The sequence below is a fragment of the Metabacillus niabensis genome, assembly GCF_020524345.1.
Taxonomy (GTDB): Bacteria; Bacillota; Bacilli; order Bacillales; family Bacillaceae; genus Metabacillus; species Metabacillus niabensis_B.
Genome location: NZ_JAIVLH010000005.1, coordinates 23,759 through 43,337, shown reverse-complemented (window position 1 = coordinate 43,337; position 19,579 = coordinate 23,759). Strand labels below are relative to the sequence as shown.

The 19,579-nt window shown below is 37.0% G+C and carries 16 protein-coding genes; 2 read left to right on the top strand and 14 right to left on the bottom strand.

The window, feature by feature from the left end:
• Positions 1–11 precede the first annotated feature (11 nt).
• The 7 genes from LC095_RS07760 to allC form a co-directional block, all read right to left on the bottom strand.
• Positions 12–1,391, bottom strand: a complete 1,380-nt coding sequence (locus LC095_RS07760; RefSeq protein WP_226527638.1) for an allantoinase — start codon at positions 1,389–1,391, stop codon at positions 12–14.
• 32 nt (positions 1,392–1,423) lie between these two features.
• Entirely contained in the window at positions 1,424–2,866 is a 1,443-nt protein-coding gene (locus tag LC095_RS07755; protein ID WP_226527637.1) for a YfcC family protein, read from the bottom strand.
• 112 nt (positions 2,867–2,978) lie between these two features.
• Entirely contained in the window at positions 2,979–4,352 is a 1,374-nt protein-coding gene (locus LC095_RS07750; RefSeq protein ID WP_226527636.1) for an NCS1 family transporter, read from the bottom strand.
• A gap of 244 nt (positions 4,353–4,596) precedes the next feature.
• Positions 4,597–5,457, bottom strand: a complete 861-nt coding sequence (locus tag LC095_RS07745) for a fumarylacetoacetate hydrolase family protein (RefSeq protein WP_226527635.1) — start codon at positions 5,455–5,457, stop codon at positions 4,597–4,599.
• Positions 5,454–6,629 carry an amidase gene (locus tag LC095_RS07740; RefSeq protein WP_226527634.1) on the bottom strand — a complete coding sequence of 392 codons (1,176 nt, stop codon included), beginning with the start codon at positions 6,627–6,629 and terminating at the stop codon, positions 5,454–5,456. Before LC095_RS07740 ends, LC095_RS07745 begins: the two co-directional genes overlap by 4 nt.
• A 52-nt stretch (positions 6,630–6,681) precedes the next feature.
• Entirely contained in the window at positions 6,682–7,923 is a 1,242-nt protein-coding gene (locus tag LC095_RS07735) for a pyridoxal-phosphate-dependent aminotransferase family protein (protein WP_226527633.1), read from the bottom strand.
• A gap of 11 nt (positions 7,924–7,934) precedes the next feature.
• Positions 7,935–9,182, bottom strand: coding sequence for an allantoate deiminase (allC, locus tag LC095_RS07730; protein WP_226527632.1), 1,248 nt, complete (start codon positions 9,180–9,182; stop codon positions 7,935–7,937).
• Between the two features lie 200 nt (positions 9,183–9,382).
• On the opposite strand from allC, the gene LC095_RS07725 reads away from it, so the two are divergent.
• Positions 9,383–10,996, top strand: coding sequence for a PucR family transcriptional regulator (locus tag LC095_RS07725; RefSeq protein ID WP_226527631.1), 1,614 nt, complete (start codon positions 9,383–9,385; stop codon positions 10,994–10,996).
• 228 nt (positions 10,997–11,224) lie between these two features.
• On the opposite strand, the gene uraH is transcribed toward LC095_RS07725, so the two are convergent.
• From uraH to LC095_RS07710, 3 genes are read right to left on the bottom strand one after another with little or no spacing between them, the layout of a single operon-like run.
• Positions 11,225–11,578 (bottom strand): hydroxyisourate hydrolase, encoded by a 354-nt coding sequence (gene uraH / locus LC095_RS07720; RefSeq protein WP_226527630.1) that lies wholly within the window; start codon positions 11,576–11,578, stop codon positions 11,225–11,227.
• Positions 11,579–11,590: 12 nt separating this feature from the next.
• Positions 11,591–13,072, bottom strand: coding sequence for a factor-independent urate hydroxylase (gene pucL, locus LC095_RS07715; RefSeq protein ID WP_413467474.1), 1,482 nt, complete (start codon positions 13,070–13,072; stop codon positions 11,591–11,593).
• A 23-nt stretch (positions 13,073–13,095) separates the two neighbouring features.
• Positions 13,096–14,406: a nucleobase:cation symporter-2 family protein gene (locus LC095_RS07710; protein WP_226527628.1), complete on the bottom strand. Its 1,311-nt coding sequence runs from the start codon at positions 14,404–14,406 to the stop codon at positions 13,096–13,098.
• 285 nt (positions 14,407–14,691) lie between these two features.
• On the opposite strand from LC095_RS07710, the gene LC095_RS07705 reads away from it, so the two are divergent.
• Complete coding sequence (locus tag LC095_RS07705; protein ID WP_226527627.1) at positions 14,692–15,069, top strand: VOC family protein; 378 nt, start codon at positions 14,692–14,694, stop codon at positions 15,067–15,069.
• A 49-nt stretch (positions 15,070–15,118) separates the two neighbouring features.
• Here LC095_RS07705 and LC095_RS07700 read toward each other — a convergent pair whose 3' ends face one another.
• The 4 genes from LC095_RS07700 to LC095_RS07685 all read right to left on the bottom strand — a co-directional run bounded on the left by LC095_RS07700 (position 15,119) and on the right by LC095_RS07685 (position 19,496).
• Positions 15,119–15,379, bottom strand: coding sequence for a metal-sensitive transcriptional regulator (locus LC095_RS07700; protein ID WP_078434809.1), 261 nt, complete (start codon positions 15,377–15,379; stop codon positions 15,119–15,121).
• A 141-nt stretch (positions 15,380–15,520) separates the two neighbouring features.
• Positions 15,521–16,981, bottom strand: a complete 1,461-nt coding sequence (locus LC095_RS07695; RefSeq protein ID WP_226527626.1) for a glycoside hydrolase family 32 protein — start codon at positions 16,979–16,981, stop codon at positions 15,521–15,523.
• Positions 16,982–17,056: 75 nt separating this feature from the next.
• Positions 17,057–18,430 (bottom strand): sucrose-specific PTS transporter subunit IIBC, encoded by a 1,374-nt coding sequence (locus tag LC095_RS07690; RefSeq protein ID WP_226527625.1) that lies wholly within the window; start codon positions 18,428–18,430, stop codon positions 17,057–17,059.
• Between the two features lie 235 nt (positions 18,431–18,665).
• Complete coding sequence (locus LC095_RS07685; protein WP_319005786.1) at positions 18,666–19,496, bottom strand: PRD domain-containing protein; 831 nt, start codon at positions 19,494–19,496, stop codon at positions 18,666–18,668.
• Positions 19,497–19,579: the final 83 nt, after the last annotated feature.

Sequence of the window (19,579 nt, the reverse complement as noted above, 5' to 3'; positions counted from 1 at the left end):
TCATACAACTACTAATTGCTTATTTTTTCTGTTACAACCGGCTTCATCCAACACCCAAACGGAACACTCCCCATTCCCCTACCATTCTCATAGACCACATTCCCTCTATTAATAGTTACGGTTATTTCACATGGAAATGTATGCCCTAAATAAAGACTCTCCTTATGTTTTGCATAAAAATTTTCTTCTGTAACAGTAAATGATTTACCTAAAGTAACAATAGCAAAATCTGCGTCTTTCCCTTCTTTTATTTGACCTTTTCGATCTGATATCCCAAATCGCTCAGCTGGATTTTGCGCTGTCCATTTTGCAACTGATTCAAAAGGAATATCGTATTTTACAGCTAACTCAATTATCGACATTAGAGTAAACTGACCGCCACTAATACCTCCCCACGCTTGGAATAAATTATGAACCTTAGGATCTTTTAATTCATAAGGACATGGTGAGTGATCTGACGAGATCATATCGAATTTTTGATTGATTAAGAGGTTAATTAATTTTTCTTGTTCATCTTTTTCACGAAGAGGAGGTGCACATTTAGCGACCGTACCTCGTTCTCTTAAATCTTGATGGTTAAAAAGCAGATAATGCGGACAAGTTTCAACTGTTATATTTAACCCTCTTGCTTTAGCTTGCTGAATGATCTCTATAGCTTCTGCTGAGCTTATATGAACAAAATGAAGCGGACAGCCTGTGATCTCCGAATAGTAAATAGCCCGTTGTACGGCCTCTACCTCAGCCATAATTGGACGTGTTTCCAAATAATCATCCGCAGTAAACTTTCCTTCTTTTTCTTTTTGTTCCTTCAGCCAATTTGTCATTGCAGCACTTTCAGAGTGCAGAGCCAAGACCTTACCTAGCTTCGCAATCTGCTTCATTCCATTTAGTAAAGTGATATCATCTACAGCTTCAAATTCCTTGTTACCAGTTGTTGAAAGAAATGCTTTAAACCCTATTACTCCTGATTCCGCTAAAGCTTCTAGATCATCTTCATTCCCCGGAACAAGTCCTCCCCATAGACTAAAATCTACAAGAGACTTTTTATTGCCAAGGTTCGCTTTTTCAAATAGTGCCTCCTTAGTTACAGTAGAAGGAATACCATTTAACGGCATATCAAAATATGTTGTACAACCGCCGGCAGCCATCATTTGTGAGCCAGTGTGAAACCCTTCCCAATGCTCTCTTCCTGGCTCGCTAAAATGCACATGGACATCAATCATACCTGGAAAAACGTATTGATTTGCAGCATCCCATATTTCTTCCGATTCATTCAATAGATTCTTGCCAAGAATATGTATCAATCCATCTTTAATTCCTATATCAAGTTGTTCTAAACCAGTGGGTAGTACCACATTTCCGTTTTTAATAATAAGGTCCATTTTTTCCATAAGAACAACTCCCTTTACAATTTTTTATATACTTATCCATTCCAATGAATCACTTGAGCGAATATTAAGAAAATTATTGCGACAACAAACCACATTGAAAATAACGGCATATAGAAACGCACCCATTTTTGCCATGAAACTCCTGCTAATGCAAGTGTTGCCATGAAATATCCAGAAGTCGGGTACAATATATTTCCGATACCATCCCCAAACTGGTAGGCTAACACTGCCGTTTGTCTTGTAACCCCAATTAAATCTGATAAAGGAGCCATAATTGGCATTGTCACTAATGCTTGACCACTTCCGGAAGGTACTAGGAAATTGAATAACATTTGCACGATAAACATACCGATTGCACTAAAAACTGCCGGGAATTCACCTACAACGTTACCTAGACTATTAACAATTGTATCCATTACTAAACCATCTTCCATTACTACAGCTACAGCTCGGGCAACACCGACAATGAATGCCCCAACTAACACTTCACGAAACCCTTCATTAAAGCCTTCACAAATGTCTGAAAATGTTAACCCTGATATACGCCCAACAACAATTCCCATGACAATGAATAAACCTGCCATTTCTAACATAAACCAACCTTGAGTAAGGACTCCATATACTAATAATCCAAAAAATATAAGGAGGAGAACAGATGCAAATCTTTGCCTTGAAGTAGCCTTGTACTCTGTAGAAGCTGATTTTGTGCGGTACTGTGTTCTCTTTTTAGAATCTTCTTCATAAACAAGACTTGCCATTGGATTTTTCTTTACTTTTTGCGCATACCGAATAATGTAAACGACACCTATCAGAACAAATACAAGAAATGCTATTATTCTTAGTTCTAAACCAGAGAATACCGGTAAACCAGATAATTTTTGTCCAAGTCCTGTATTTATCGGATTCAGAAAACCAGTTGTAAAACCCGCAGTAGTTGCTATCAACGCAATGGCAACAGCAACCATTGAATCGTAGCCTAATGCAATCATTAACGGTAGAATGACAGGTACATATACTAGACTTAGTTCCTGTGTTCCTATTAAACTACATACAGTCGCAAATAAGATGACTAACACAGGTATAACCATGATGCTTTTGGTTGAGAATCTCCTAGTAAGCTTATCTACACCGATTTCAATTAAACCTGTTTTTTTAATAACTGCAAATAAACCGCCAATAATAAATGTAAAGAATACAACTTCTCCGGCTGCTACTAAACCTCTGGGTATAGCAGTCATAAAATCTACTATACCAATGGGTGACTGTTCAACAGCGTGATATGAATGAGGATCAATTGTTGTCCTGCCCTCAGGACCAGGTATCCTTTCATAGACACCAGCTGGAATTAAATAGGTGGCAATCGAAGCCAAAGCAATAAAAATAAATAATATGACATAAATATGGGGCATAGTGATTTTATTTTTTAATTTTGGATGATGATTTAAATTAATCTTAGAACTTCTCTCTACAGACATATTTTCCTCCTTCATTTATATGTTGGAATTCTGGTACAAGTCCTTCCGGTCAGCAAAATCTACATAACACTTGCTCAACATCCCTACAATTAATAAATAGCCATCTTAATCTTTATACTGCTTGATCCTCTATTTCAGGAGCATCCTTAAAGCTCTGTTCCATTCCTTCTCTTACATAAGATTCATGCTTCATAATCCAAACTTTCATTAAAACGATGTACACAATACCTGCAGGGATAATTCCTAATAACCATGAGAGATCAACATTGATAAACGAAAAACAAGTTCCAACCACTATTGCAATAAGCGCTGCCGGGTTCCAACCTTTGAAGGCAGAAAATAAGTTTGTCACTTCATATAGCTTTTTTACCTGATAATTTGCTTTATGAACGAAATAAAAGTCGGTAACCATCACTGCAAAGATAGGACCTAAAAATGCAGAAACAATCGATATGAATCGTAAGAATGTGGCATCATTCATGATCCACCATGGACATGTTAATACTCCTAATATACCGACAATTACACAAGCCTTTTCCCAAGATATTTTAAAAATATCCATTGCTACAAGAACAGGTGGCATAATATTTGCAACTAAATTTGTTGTAATCTGAGCAATCGCAATAAATAATAAAATAATAATGCTTGCAAATAAACTAGATATATGATCAGAAATGATATCCACCGGATTCCATATTCCAACTGCAGCTGCACCAAGTATTCCTACAAATGGTAATAAAATCATTGGAGGTACTATTCCAACGATATGAGATCCAACAAATGTGACAGTTGAAGCTTTACGCGGAAAATAGCGTGTATAGTCTGATACATTTAAGAGTAATGCAGAGAATTGTCCAATTAACACAGCCATTGCAAGCCAAAAAGGTATTCCCCATGTCCCCTCAATATTCGCTGTCTGACTAACTTCAAAACCAAATGTAGATAAAAATAAAAATATTAAATAGACAACACCTAGCATGATGACAACAGAACCAACAACTTCAATCCACTTTATAGATTTAATACCTTTTGCGGATAAATAAATTTGTAATGCTTGGAATGCGAAGAACCATATCCATACATTATTGAACCCGATGATATCCATAAATATTTGATTAAGAGCCATTGCTCCAAGCCAACTTTGGACACCATACCAGAACAATGCGGGGATTGCCCGCATCAACGCAGGTATTTTTGATCCTGTTGGTCCGAATGATGATCTAAGTTGAACAACCATCGGAATACCGTGCTTCCATCCAACTCTTCCATTTAATGCAAACAGTAATGCAGCAAGAATATTTGCGAGAATTAATGCAAGAAAGGCTTGTGTTAAATTTAATTTTCCGAATGGAGGAATTAAACTTGAACCTAACATAAATGACCCAACCATAACGGCATCTCCCCACCACATGGCAACATAAGCTTTCGGACCTAAAATTCGATTCTTCTCAATTAGAATTGGCTTTAAATCATAATTTTTCTCCATACTATCTCCTTTACTCTACATTTATTCATAAAACATAACATCAAATGTAAATAAATATAACATACAAATAGTTTAATAGAGATACCACTATAAATCATTAGAGAATTTGTTGTTTTTTTAATTATTTTTTGTATCTTTTAACTAATTTTTAAAGTTCACATTTAACCCTTGATATAAAACCTCACATAAAAAACAAAAAAAGAACAGCGTTCGGATTACGAAACAACTGTTCTCTTCTTCTATTTTATTTGCAACTATAATTTCGCAGATCTCCTATCCCTTCAATCTTGCATTCCACCACATCCCCATCACTTATCAGAACAGATCCCGGCGTACCAGTCATAATCACATCACCTGGATGCAAGGTCATAATTTGGGAGAAAAACGAAACTATCCACCAGGGTGAATACATCATATTATTGACAAAATTACCGTGACAAACTTTACCATTCAGTTTTGTCTCAACACATATTCTACTCACATCTTTCACCTCATCTATTGTAGTAAGATATGGCCCAAAGCTGAAAAACGTATCAAAACTTTTCGCCCTTTGCATATATCGGGGATTTTTCGCATGAATATCTTTGGCTGTCATATCTAAGGAAGTTGTAAAACCTGCCACCACTCCAGAAGCATCAGCTTCTTCCACATTTTTGCATGTTTTCCCTATAATAATGGCTAGCTCAGCTTCTGCTGTTACCAGAGTTGATTGTTGCGGCAGTAAAATATCATCTTCAGGACCAATTAAACTACTATTCGGCTTCATAAAAATAACTGGTTCCTCTTCAGGTGGTTTCCCAGATAATTCAATTGCCTTTTCTATGTAGTTCATACCAACTCCCCAGATTTTATCCGGATGACGGTATAGAGGGGCAAACGTAATACTGTCTAACGCTAATTGATTCATCTCAGATATTTTCTTCTTTCCAACACGCTTATACCAGCTTTTAATTTGGGATAATTGACCATACTGAAGAATGGATAAAATATTATCACTCCAATTTTCTCCTGCTATCTCATTTATATCTCTTATTAATATCACTTTTTGACCTAATAAAATGGCTGCCAATTCCTCATTATCAACTTTAATAGTCGTTAGTTTCATACCCCTCCCCCTCCAAAAACCTCATTTACCCATTTTAATAATTTAAGATCTTGATGATGATTCGCAATAAATGATAACCCTATCGGTAAACCATCAACTTCCGCAAGTGGAACTGTTACTTGTGGTAACCCCACTAAACCAGCTATGCAGGAAAGCTGCATTATCTTCGCCCGATATCGCTCTGCTTTTTCACCTTGCAAATCTAATAAAGGTGCTGGTCCCGGTGCTGTCGGGATTACAATAACCCCATCTTCTTTTAAGAGAGCTGAAAGGGATTTTCGAATTTGTACCCGAAGTTTCTCTTGTTCTGAGCATTCCCACCGTTTTAATGTACTCGTCCACTGAAATCTTTCATGTATACCCGGACCAAAGGCAGGATTTTCTTTTCGTATCCAATCACCATGCTCCTCCCAAATCTCTAATCCTTGCAAAATACGAAATGCACTTGACCATTCGTCAAGTCCACTCTCCGATAACGTAATCCATTCACGCCGCGAAATTTCTTTGATTACAGATACAGCAGTTAATAATTCCCCCTTACACCGCTCATCCAATAAGTTCCATGCTTCCTCACAATAAAACACCTGTTTAAAAAGACCTTTTTCTTCTTGATCAGTAATTAAAACCTTTCCAACTCGGTACAATAACTCCGAATCTTTTGACATCCATCCGACTGTATCAAAACTTTTCGCCAAGGGTATGACACCTCCAACAGGAACCACACCATGTGAAGGGCGGAATCCATAAATCCCGCAATAGGACGAAGGTATTCTTACAGATCCACCTGTATCAGTACCTAAAGCAAAGTCACTTATTCCGGCTGAGACAGCAACAGCCGATCCACTCGAAGAGCCTCCCGGAATACGATTTGGAGCCTTCGGATTAACAGGTGTTCCATAATGAGCATTTTCTCCATTTAAGCTATACATTAATTCATCTGTTTGTGTTGTCCCTTTTAGTTTTGCCCCATGACTAAGCAGCCTTTCAATAACAGGGGCATGGCATGTTGATACACCATGAGATTTAAGCCAACCGGGATTTCCAGCCCCACTTCTATAACCTTCAATTGAAAATACATCCTTAACCGCAAACACCAATCCCTCTAACAAACCAGCTCCGGTCGGTTCAAATATAACTTCTTCCTCTACAAAAGCATTTAAGTTATTTTGCATCATCCATCCTCCTCTATCACAAATAAGTAAACAAAAACCCCGAACTCGGGGGTTATTTTGTCATTATATGAGCAGACTCATAGACATCCAGAGCTGCTTGCAGTCCTTTTCCAAGGTTCAACTGTGCTCCATGACGAATTAAAACACCTTCAAGAGCCGATAACACAAATAATACATTTTCTTTTCGACAGCTGTATCCCATCGTTCCAATTCTCCAAATCCTTCCATGGAGAGGCCCAAATGAACTCGCAATTTCAATACCAAATTGCTCAAGGAGTATTTTTCTAACAGACTCACCATCAACTCCCGCTGGAATTTGAACACATGTTACCATTGGAAGTTTCCATTCTGTATCATTGAACAATTCTAGCCCCATCGCTTTAATCCCTTCCACTAGGGCTTTTTCATGAAGCATATGGCGTTGAAAACGGACTGCCAACCCTTCCTGCAGGACAATTCTCACTCCTTCTCGCAGTGCATATAACATAGAGGTTGCTTCTGTATGATGATTTAATCTTCTAGGTCCCCAGTAATCCTGCAGCTGGCTTAAATCAAAATAATTACTTCTAATCGGCTGCCCTATACTTTCATGATCTTCAGCTGTCGCAATACCTCTCTCCACTTTTTTTCTCGAAAAAAGGATCTTTTCAATTCGATCATTATACGTGATTGGCGCCATTCCAGAAGGAACAGATAAGCATTTTTGCGTTCCCCCAATCACCGCATCAAGCTTCCATTCGTCCACCTTCACTTCCGTTCCCCCAATTGTCGCAACTGCATCAACGATACACAGCACATCCAGCTCACGACAAGCAGAACCAATTTGATCAAGAGGCTGCATACACCCTGTAGATGTTTCTCCGTGGACAATCGCTAAAACCTTCGGCTTCACTCTTTTCATTTCATGTATGATCTCTCGCTGATGAAAGACCTTTCCCCACTCGCAATGCATTGTATGGATTTCAGCTCCATTACGCTCAGCAATTTCAGTTAGTAAGTGCCCAAACCTCCCAAAGATCGGAATAAGCACTTTATCACCAGGCTCAATCACACTACTTAACACCGCTTCAATTCCAGATCGCGATGTTCCATCAATCGGAAAAGCCCATTTGTTTTTCGTTTGAAAAATCTCCCGAAGCATTTCCATTGTTTCATTCATCATCTCTGTAAAAGCCGGATCAAATTGTCCAAGTATTGGTGTACTCATTACACGAAGCACCCTCGGGTCAACCTCAACCGGTCCTGGTGTCATAATTGTTCTTAACGGTGCATTTATTTCTTGGTAAACCGTCATCTTTCTCCCTCCTAATACGCTAGTTCATACAAAACTTTTATTAACGTTTTTATACCTTCCACCAAATCTTCCGTTCTTGTAAATTCTAAAGGCGAGTGACTGATCCCATTTTGACTAGGTACAAACAAAAGCAATGTTGGGATAGACTGACCAAAAATTTGAGAATCATGTCCAGCACCACTTGTCATTTTTTTATATGGAATATTATCTTTGATTAAGATCGTTTCCGATAATTCATTTAAGTTTTCACACATTTTCACAGGTGTTTCATCCATCCAATTATTGATGGATATACTTGTTTGATGTTTCAAAGAAATTAATTCAAGCTCTTGGAAGGTTTCTTGACAAAACAAGTTCAGCACTCCCTCTTCACTATGCCTTATATCAAGACTAAAAATCGCCTTACTCGGGATAACATTTGTTACATTCGGCTCTACACTTATTTGCCCAACAGTCACAACAAGTTCAGGTGAGGTATTTTTACCTTTTATAATGAGGGTTTGTATCATATCCGCTGCCGCAAACATAGCATCCTTCCGCAATCCCATAGGTGTTGTCCCAGCATGATTACTTTCACCTTCAACCGTAATCGTATATCTTCGTTGACCAACAATGTGACTAACAATACCAATTGTTTTCGCTTCTTTTTCTAATACGATTCCCTGTTCAATATGCATTTCAATAAAACATTCAAGGTCATTCCGTTTAGGAGAACTATGGTGACCATGACCAAATCCCGCCTCATTCATGGCTTTCACAAAACTTATTCCTTCCGAGTCTTTGATATCATTGATATCAGCCAGATTTTTCACCCCAGTGATATTACTTGATCCCCAGTATGTCACCGGAAAGCGGCTGCCCTCTTCCTCACATAAAGACACAACTTCAATCGTTTTTTTTGGTAATCCATATTGTTTAAAAAGATACTGAAGAGCAATAATACCAGCAATAATTCCATATGCACCATCATACTTACCGCCATCTCTCACTGTATCTATATGTGAACCTGTAAGAATTACATTTGAGTTCTGATTTGTTCCAGAAAGCCTGCCGTATAAATTCCCTACATCATCATAGTATGTGCAGAGACCTACGCCTTTCATATAACCCTCAACACCTTGTTGAGCCTGCTGCCAATCTTTTGAATATAGCAACCTTGTTACACCATTACGTTCACTTCTACCAAAACAAGCTAACCACTCGACCATTTTTTCAATTTGCTCGAATAAGGCAGATGATTTTTCAACATTTTCAACCAATTCATTCCCCCCTATTCTAATTCCTTACGTTTAATGTTATATTTGTTTACATGATAGGAATACATTTTTATTTTAAAACAATCATACCTTAAAATCATGTACATAAATGTAGAACAGACTATAAACCCTTTGGTTGTTTTAACTAAATTTTATTTTGTTCTCTATTAAATTTGTAAATTATCTAACAAAGGATGAATTTCATGAAATTAAGTGAATTAATGAACTTACCTATTTTTTCCGGAACTAGATTAGTTGCAGGAGCTCAAGGATTAAATCGAGAAGTGAATACGGTGAACATGATGGATGCTCCTGATATTATTCACTTTTTAAAACAAAACGAATTACTCGTTACCACTGCTTTTCATTTTAAAGAAGACCTTAAGTCTTTACTTGCATTAATAGAAGAGATGGTAAAACAAAATTGCTCCGGCTTAGGCATTAAAACGAAACGTTTCTTACAAGAAATACCCATAGAAGTTATCAACCTGGCAAACAAACTCAATTTACCTTTAATAGAACTCCCTGTTGAGACATCTTTAGGAGATATTGTGAATAAATCCCTTAGTTATATACTTGATATTCGAACAAATGAACTCCACCAAGCGATGGAAATTCATCAGCAGTTTACAGATCAAATAATGAACGGGAAGGGGATCCAAGAAATTATTGATAATGTTTCTTCCCTTACCCAATTGCCCGTTTACTTATTAAATGATCATTTAATGCCCAGGAGCACTATCGAGCATTCTAGTTTATTTTCACAATTGGAATCCCTTCTTTATAAAGGATTTTCCTTTCATTTATCAACAAAATCATTGTCAACATTTACTCTGATAGACGAAAAACAACAGACTGTAACATTATTCCCTGTCTATACACATAAACAATATCACTATCTTTGTATATTAGGATTTATCCCTTTAACAGATCGGACGACCATTTTAACGATAAAACAAGCATCAAATGTCATTGCATTTGAATTAATGAAGGAAAATGCCTTAAAACAAAATAAAAAACGAATTCAGAATGAATTTTTCACAAACTTTGTCAACGGTACATTTTCAACTTCTGATGAGATTATCAGCCGCGGAAAAGAATTCGGCCTAAAAAGTGGCCAACGATATTTATGTGCAGTTGGAGAGCTTAGTGAAGAAGATAAAAAACAATCCTATCTACAGTATCAGACAGAAACTGATATTATTTATGACTCAATCGAATTCGAAGTCCAAAATAACGAAGCAAAAGTTCACCTCTTTACAATGGATCAAACATTTATCTTATTATTGGAACTTCAGTCAGGGTGGAAGGATATTGAGCAACCTTTTATAAGTTTATTAAAAAGAATTCAAATGAAAGTTTCCGCCCACTACCAAAAAGGTCTTTCATTCGGAATTAGCATGTATGCTGAAGAGCTTACAAATGTAACAGTGTCATATAAGGAAGCAAAAGATGCTCTGTATCACGGAAATATGTCAGGCAAAAAACAGTTTATCGAACTGTATCAGCCGAAAAAAGTACCCGAAATTCTCAGAATGATCCCATACGAACAATTAAAAAAATTCTATGATGATACATTTCAGTCATTTACAGACAATACAAAAAAAGACCACCAAGTTTTATTGCACACATTATCCGTTTTTCTTGAAACTCATTGTCAGCTTTCAGAAACCGCTAAACGTCTTTACGTTCACCGCAACACAGTAATTTACCGGCTTGAAAAATGCGAAGAGATTATAGGCAGAAGTTTAAAAGAGCCCGATGAAACACTTAGATTACGACTGGCATTTCGGATAAAGTCATTAATACAGGGATAGTGATTCAATATTAGATATAAAATAACTTAGATTTCTAGATAAACTGAAAGCCTCCATCAATAAATGCAAGGTGGAGGCTCATCAACTCTAGTAATTTTGCAGTTTCAGTTTTTTTAGATATTCTCGCCAAATCCGGTGAAATCTTGTAAATAATCTATTATTTTTGCAAAAACAACTTTATTTTTGCAGGGACTATCCTATATTATGCAAATCTCCCAAACTACAAATTTAGCTTCCTCTATACACTTGGTATCCCCATGGCGATACCAATAACGGCACATGGTAGTGAGCATTTACATCCGCAACACCAAAACGAATAGATACTTTATCTAAAAAAGCTGGCTCCGGAAGAGATAATTCTTTTCCACGGAAATAATCACCAATAAAAAACAACAACTCATATTCACCTATCCACATCTCTTCAGCAGAGAGGAGCGGCACATCTATCCTTCCATCAACATTTGTTTTAAGTGCTTTGATTAGAGTAGCTTTCTCATCCTCTAATCTCAACAACTGAACAAGAACATCAGCCGCAGGTATACCATGAGTTAAATCCAATATATGTGTTGTCAAACCTGTCATAACCATCAACCCTTATTTTGAAATATTTATTTCTCCTGACAGCTCTTTGCTGTTTTCAAGATCTTCTTTTGTAACAGTAAAATGTTGAAAACCGTAAGGAGGGCGGGGTTCAGTGTACACCTTACCTTCCGAGTTTGAAATTTCCCCCACAACAGGATCCCACGTATGATTTTGAGATTGAAAACTAACTTCGCGGAGCTGCGGAAATCTTTCCAGAACTCGACAGCCAATAAGATAAATTAAATATTGAATGGAAGGCGTTTCAAGCTCATGGAAGATTGATGTTGCAATATCTCGAACTTGCTCTGCACACACATAGCTATATGGCGCGGATCCCGTTGAATCCCCCGTATTTTCGTATTCCCAACCGATATTTAGATAGATAAACAGAGGGCGGTTGCTGTCTTCCGGAAGAGTTGTATATTCATCCCGAATAAAACCAACAAATGAATTTCCTCTCACTTTAATTAACTGTAAATCCAGCACCCCGCTACTTTGTTGAACAATTTCGACCGCCCCCTCACCACGAACCATTTCAATTGTTGCTATCGATTTTTCATTTCGCGAATGTTTAAATACTAAATCACTTTGTGTTAACCCATTCGCCGAAGCTGTTGTCGTCTCTTCAAACGGAACCTCTTCACCAATTATTTTAATTGTATCAACATGGTCATATTTCTTTAAAAACTCTTCTGCAACGTATTGGATAAACCCTTCAATTGTTGCCCCTTCATAGCTGCCTAAATGTCTTTGCACAAAGTTTTTCATTGAATCTGTTGCAACAACAAGACTGTTATCTCCTTCAGTAAATGAAGGAAGCAGCTTTTGACCTCCTACTTCAATTTTCACATTCACTCCAAATACCGTATTGCTTCTTCCAATAAAATTAGATTCAGGAATTTGTTTTACTCCAGTTAGTGGAGACAAAAAAGTCCGATAAGCAAAAACATCACCTTTCCCATATGAGACAGTACGTTTCTTCGACATAAGAACACTCCTTTTTTTGATTAGTTCTTCTAAACGAAAGTAGGCAATCTTTTCAATCTCTTTTAAAGCTGTTTCAAATTCTTCCGCCTCATGATGATTGCTTCTTCGCTGCATAGATTCATAGATAACAGTCTTCGTCCGACCTTTCACTGCCATAATAAACGGAAAACCAAACTTCTCCATATACTGTTTATTCAAAGACGAAAATTGATTAAACTCCTCTGATGTTAATTGATTTAAACCTACTCCAGCCTGCTCTTGTACGGAGGCATTACTCATTTCAAGGCGGGCTCCCAAGTTAGGATGCGCTTGAATTAACGCTAATTTTTCTTCATAGGTTGCGTCCTTCACGATAAACACCATTTTTTCATGAAGATCTGTTAACGAGGCAAACGGACGATATGTCCATACTTTTTCAGCAACCCATGGTGAGTGCTCAAATATATCTTTAAGCACTTCAATAAACTCGCTATGTTTCATGCCATTCAATTCACTTATCAATATCAGATCCCTCACCTTCTCTCAAATTTTTAAGCAACCGATTGATCTCCCTCTACCGAAACCGGTTTTGATTTTCTACGTATCATAAAAAATAAATTTAATAAAATTGCCGTTAAGCTTCCTGTGATAATCCCGTCACTGACAATGATTTTAAAAGATTGTGGTAAACCCGCAAAAAGATCTGGAACAACAGTTGCACCCAAGCCCAATGATATTGAACAAGCAATCACCAACAAATTTTGTTGATCACTAAAATCAACAGAACCAAGCATTTTGATTCCCGAAGATATCACCATCCCAAACATGACAACTGTCGCACCACCTAATACTGCTGGTGGAATAACCGTGGCTAGTGCTGCAATTTTTGGAACAAGCCCTAAAACAACTAATATAAAACCTGCTGCAACAACGACATTTTTCGTTTTCACTTTCGAAAGCTGAACAAGACCAACATTTTGCGCAAATGTATTGTAAGGAAATGCATTAAACAAGCCACCCAACACAATCGCTAATCCCTCTGCCCGATATCCCCTAACAAAATCTTTTTCCTTTAACTCCTGATCACAAATTTTACTCAAAGCTAAAAACACACCTGTTGATTCGATCATGATGACAAGACAAACAATAACCATCGTCAGAATCGGTCCAATTTCAAAGGTTGGAACTCCAAAATAAAATAACTCAGGTAAATGAAACCATGAAGCTTCAGAAACATCAGAAACATTAACCTTCCCCATAATTGTCGCAACAATTGTGCCGGCTATAATACCAATTAACACTGATAAAGCTTGGGCAAATCCTCTAAAAAACCTATTCATCACGATAATTGCGACTAGCACTCCAAATGATAGAAGTAAATTTTCTACGCTCCCAAAATCATCACTACCAGCTCCTCCAGCCATATTACGTATCCCCGTAGGTACTAAAGACAATCCGATAATGGTTACAACCGATCCAGTTACAACCGGAGGAAAAAGCTTTATGATTTTCCCGAAGAATGAAGCAAAAACCAGAACAAATATACCCCCAACGATAATCGCACCATAAATGGCCGAGACTCCATATTGACTTCCAATTGCAATCATAGGAGTTACCGCTACAAAGGAACTCCCTAATACAACCGGCAATCCAATTCCAAAGTATTTTGTTTTCCACGCTTGTAAAAGGGTCGCAATTCCACATGTAAGAAGATCTATCGCAACTAGATAGGCCAATTGCTCAGACGTTAAATTCAATGCTCTTCCTACAATGAGCGGAACCAATATCGCTCCTGCATACATAGCAAGAACATGTTGCAGCCCTAAGGAGAAAATCTTCAATCCGCTATTTTCACTTTCCATACTATCCCTCCTACAAGTTGTATGTAATATTTTATAACATTATTTGTTATATTTATTAACATAATAGATGTTTTCAATTTATTTGTCATTGTAGGATTTAGAAAAATTTCTTGTTTCTATTGTATTAATTATCTAAATTTTTAAAAAATTAATATTTCAACAAATTCTTTTCAACCAGCCATATTCTGATTTACACATTTACTTTATTAAGAACATACTCGTATAATTTAAATAACTCACCAGAAAATACATACTCATTATTTGATTAGAAATGGAGTGAAGAATGTGATTAACAAAGTAGGGCAAATCATGCTATATGTTAGCAACCAAGATGAAGCAGTGAATTTTTGGACGGAAAAAGTAGGGTTTCATGTAGTTGCAGAAGAGGTTAACGGCGAAGGAACGAGGTGGATTGAACTATCTCCAACAATAGAGGCTGAAACTAGCATTATCCTCCACAATAAGGAAATTATTGCAAAAATGGAACCTGAGCTTAATCTCGGAACACCTTCCTTGTTATTTTTCTCAGACAATCTCGATGAATTGTACACTGGACTCCAAAATAAGGATGTTACAGTAGGTGATATTGTCGACATGCCGAATGGTCGCGTATTTAACTTTTCAGACAGTGAAGGAAACTATTTTGCAGTACTTCAAAAATGACATAAAAAAACCGCATGAATATTAATTCATGCGGTTGAAAATATAATGTTTATCTACTTTTCACAAGTAAATTAACAGCTTCTTTAACTAAATCTTCCGTATTTTCGCCTTTTTCTTCTGCCATCCGAACACATTCAATTAAATTCGAGCTTACGATCACACCAATTGTCCGATCAATAGCTGTTCTACTAGCAGATAACTGGGTAATTATATCTTTGCAATCCTGCTTTTCCTCCATCATTCGGAGTATCCCTCTTAATTGTCCTTCAATACGTTTAACTCGGTTTTTTATTTGAGTATCGTATTCCATTTTTCACCCTCCTAAATATATTTATTTTAAATTATACCCTATTAGGTACTTCTGGAAAAATTCTTTTTCCTACTTAAACCGGAAAGTAGATATTAACTAAAAATCACTTTCTCAAACCTTGAGAAAGTGATTGATTGGTGTTTATATATTTACATTTTTCACATTTAGATCCCATTTAAAAGCAGTAAAGCTAGCATCCTTTGATGCTCCAAATGTGATCTTGTCGTTTTTAGGAGATGGATAAATTCTAGAAGTAAATGTTTCTAGCCCATCATTTATAAATATTTCTACAGAAGACGTATCAATAAATATACGTAAGTTTTTTAGTCCAGAAAGTAGACATTGACGTTTCTCTGTCGTACCATCCACATAGCTCTTTCTTTCAAACGATATCACTTTTTCATCAGCAGAGTAGATTATTCTGCCTCCATCACTTATTGAAATCTCCATCCACCCCTCGGCTATCTCAATATCTTGTATGTTCAATTCCACGGATTTGCCGTGAATGCCATTCAGTTCCTGCGATTCTTTTGTAAGCTTAACTGTGTGTGATACAACCTCACTGCATCTTAGTTGGTCTAGCTCATCAACAGGAACTTGATATACTTTACCGCTCACCAATTTCAATTCACGCGGCAATGTCATATTGTGAATCCATTTATACTCTATCGTAGGGTGATCTTGTTCATGTTGGTCAGGTACACTCATCCAGCCAAATAGGAGTCTTCTCCCCTTACTATCTATCGTTGTTTGTGGAGCATAAAAATCAAAGCCACGATCCAGCTCCTCGAACTCTTGATGCCTATATTCACCCGTTTTCGGATCAAAATCTCCAATAACATATCCTGCTTGATACACATTTTGATACTTCATACCTTGTGTTTCTATGCCCTGCGGTGAAAAAACTAGTATATCCTTTCCATCAAGATGAAATAAATCGGGACATTCAAACATATAGCCAAATTCCTGAAGTTCCCCTTTCCCACCACCAACTAAAATTCCACGATACGTCCAATTTAATAAGTCTTTTGACTGATACAGAGCAATTGCGCCTTTTAAATCTTTAGTCTGAGCTCCGATTACCATAAAGTAGGTTTCTTCTTGCTTCCAAACCTTTGGATCACGGAAATGAGCGGTGAAGCCTTCCGGCAGATAAATAAGTGGACCTTTTTTATTAAAATGAATCCCATCTTCAGAAATAGCTAAACATTGGTATGTTTCACGATTGCCTTGTTCATCCTTTACATTGCCTGTGTAAAAGGCATATATTTTCCCTTTGTACTCAATCGCACTTCCTGAATAACAGCCATTTTTTTCATACCACTCTGAAGGCGTTAACGCAATACTTTCATGTCTCCAGTTCACTAAATCTTCTGATGAATAATGCCCCCAAAACTTCGCTCCATGATCTGTCTTGAATGGCATCCACTGATAATATAGATGAAATACCCCATTCACTTGAATAAATCCGTTTGGATCATTTAATAATCCGACTGGCGGCATTATATGATAAGTTAATCTATACGGATCCTGATCTACAAGATTCTTATTTTTTTCAATCTGTTCATACGCTTCTTGTCGTAATTGCTCATCCTTTGTCATGGTTCTTTCACCTGCTTACCTATACTTTTAAAACTAACGGGTTGACTCTGACATCAAAGCCAACCCATTATCACTTTATTTAGATTCTTCTTTCCACCCTAATAATAAGGTAGAAATGAAGGCACCCGCCACTGCAATAATAAATCCAATTCCATAGTTAATAGGGTCTTGCACGATTGCGAACTGAGGAATTCCTGTTAATCCGATTCCATTGGCCATGACTTGAGTGAAAACAACATATGCTCCACCCAAAGCTCCACCGATTGCCGCTCCAATAAATGGACGACGATATTTTAAGTTTACTCCGAAGATCGCCGGCTCTGTAATTCCAAGAAACGTAGAAACGGCAGCAGGAAGAGCAATCTCCTTCGTTTTGCTATTTTTTGTTTTGAAGAAAACAGCTAGAGTAGCTCCACCTTGAGCCACATTTGCCATCGCCCAGATCGGGAGTAAGTAGTTTCCGCCAACATTTAATAATTCAGCCTCAATTGCATGGAAGCTATGATGAACACCTGTTAATACAATGGTTGAATATAAGCCCCCGAACAATAATCCAGCTATAGGTCCAGCTGAATTGTACACAACATCTAAAATCGTTGTAATTCCGTTGCCTAGCACTCTTCCCAATGGACCAATTACAAGCAATGCAACGAACCCTGTAAAAATCACAGTTAAAAATGGTGTTACAAGTAAATCAATAACATGTGGAATGACTTTTCGTAAGCCTTTTTCAATCTGCGCCATAATAAAAACTGTTAATAGAACGGGAATGACTGTCCCTTGATACCCCAACATTTCCACCCCAAAGCCAAAGAAATCAAGGGTAGTAGGCTCTGCATTTGATAAACCCCACGGATTTAATAAATTAGGGTGTATCATAATTCCCCCTATTACGGCACCAAGATAACCATTTGCTCCAAATTCTTTAGCTGCACTAAATCCAATTAAAATAGGCAAAATGATAAAGGCAGCAGATGAAAACATATCAAGCATAACAAATAATCCGCTTTCAGGGTCGACCCAGTTATATGTTTTCACTAATCCTAAAAGCCCCATTAACATACCTGCTGCCACAATGGCAGGAATGATAGGAACAAAAATGTTGGACAGTGTACGAGCAAATCGAGCAAGCGGATTCATCTTACGTTTTGCAGCATCTCCGTGTGATTCACTTTTATTTAAATTGTTTTCTTCCATTGAAACACCAACTATTGGAGCGAAATGTTGATATACTTTATTCACTGTTCCCGTTCCAAAAATGATTTGAAATTGGCCTGAGCTTGAGAAAGCTCCTTTTACACCATCTAGTTCTTCTATAGCATTTTTGTCTATTTGACTTTCATCTTCAATTACAAGACGAAGACGAGTTGCACAATGAGCTGCACTAATAACATTGTTTTTACCTCCGAGCTTTGTAACAAGCTCTTCAGCAACTTCACGATAATTCATGTTAATTTCCTCCTTATATAACTTATAGCATTTTTCCGATAAACAACAAAAAGACCCAAAATATATAAGGAAAAATAGGTAGCATAGAGCGAGATGATCTACCCATGTCATCTTATATATTCTAGGTCTTGCCTGCATTATCAGTCACAATCCTACATATGAAATTGTTCGATTGAGTAAATTTTATACTAGACATATGGAAACGTCAACAATAAAATTCAAATTTCGACACTTACTATTTTATTAGCCTTTGAATATGGATCGCAATGTAGGCAATTTCAGATGAAGGAAAAGAAATCTCATATTCTTCACATAAATAATCTACTATTTTCTGCGAGTATTCATAAGCCTTTTTATACTTGTCTTGTATAAGCCCCAGCATGTCTTGATCAATAGGTTCAAACTGCTCCCCCTGTTGGATACGATTTAAGGCAAAACGAAGATGTGTGATTAACCTTTGATAATTGATTGAAGATTCCTCTATCTTTTCACCGATACATGCTTCAACTTGACCGACAAACTCACTTAAAATGGAGGCTTGTTTTAAAGATTCACTCATAGAAGGAGCATCCATTTTCGCTGTGTGAATATGAAGAGCTATGTGAGCTACTTCATCCTCTGGTATATCGATCCCTAGCTTTTTCTTAATCTCCTTCTTTGCCCACATTCCTATTTCATACTCTTTTTTGTAGAGCATTCTTATTTCGTTCACTAGCTTGTTTTTAATGGGAATTCCTTGTTGAATCCTCTCCAAAGCAAAAGACAGATGGTCTGTTAGGGCAATATGAATATGATCACTTAAAGGAGCCAATAAATGACCTTCAGCATAACTTATGATACTTTCTGCTAATTCAATATGTGACTCCGGTAAAGAGGTTAGTAATTGTTGGAACTTTTCTGATGAAGCATCACGTAAAACAAAGATTTTTTCTATTTTACCTTTTGGTACAATATCATTTCTTTGCTTCTGAAACGCAATTCCAGGTCCCATGACAATTTTCTCTTGTGGTCCATCAATTACAACCACCGCATTGTTGTTTAATATTCTAAAAATCCGCATATATATCCTCCGAGCAATTAATAAACATATAGTAGCATTAAATCAGCAAGTATTGTATAAACTTGTAACTAAAAACCAAAAGGTGACCT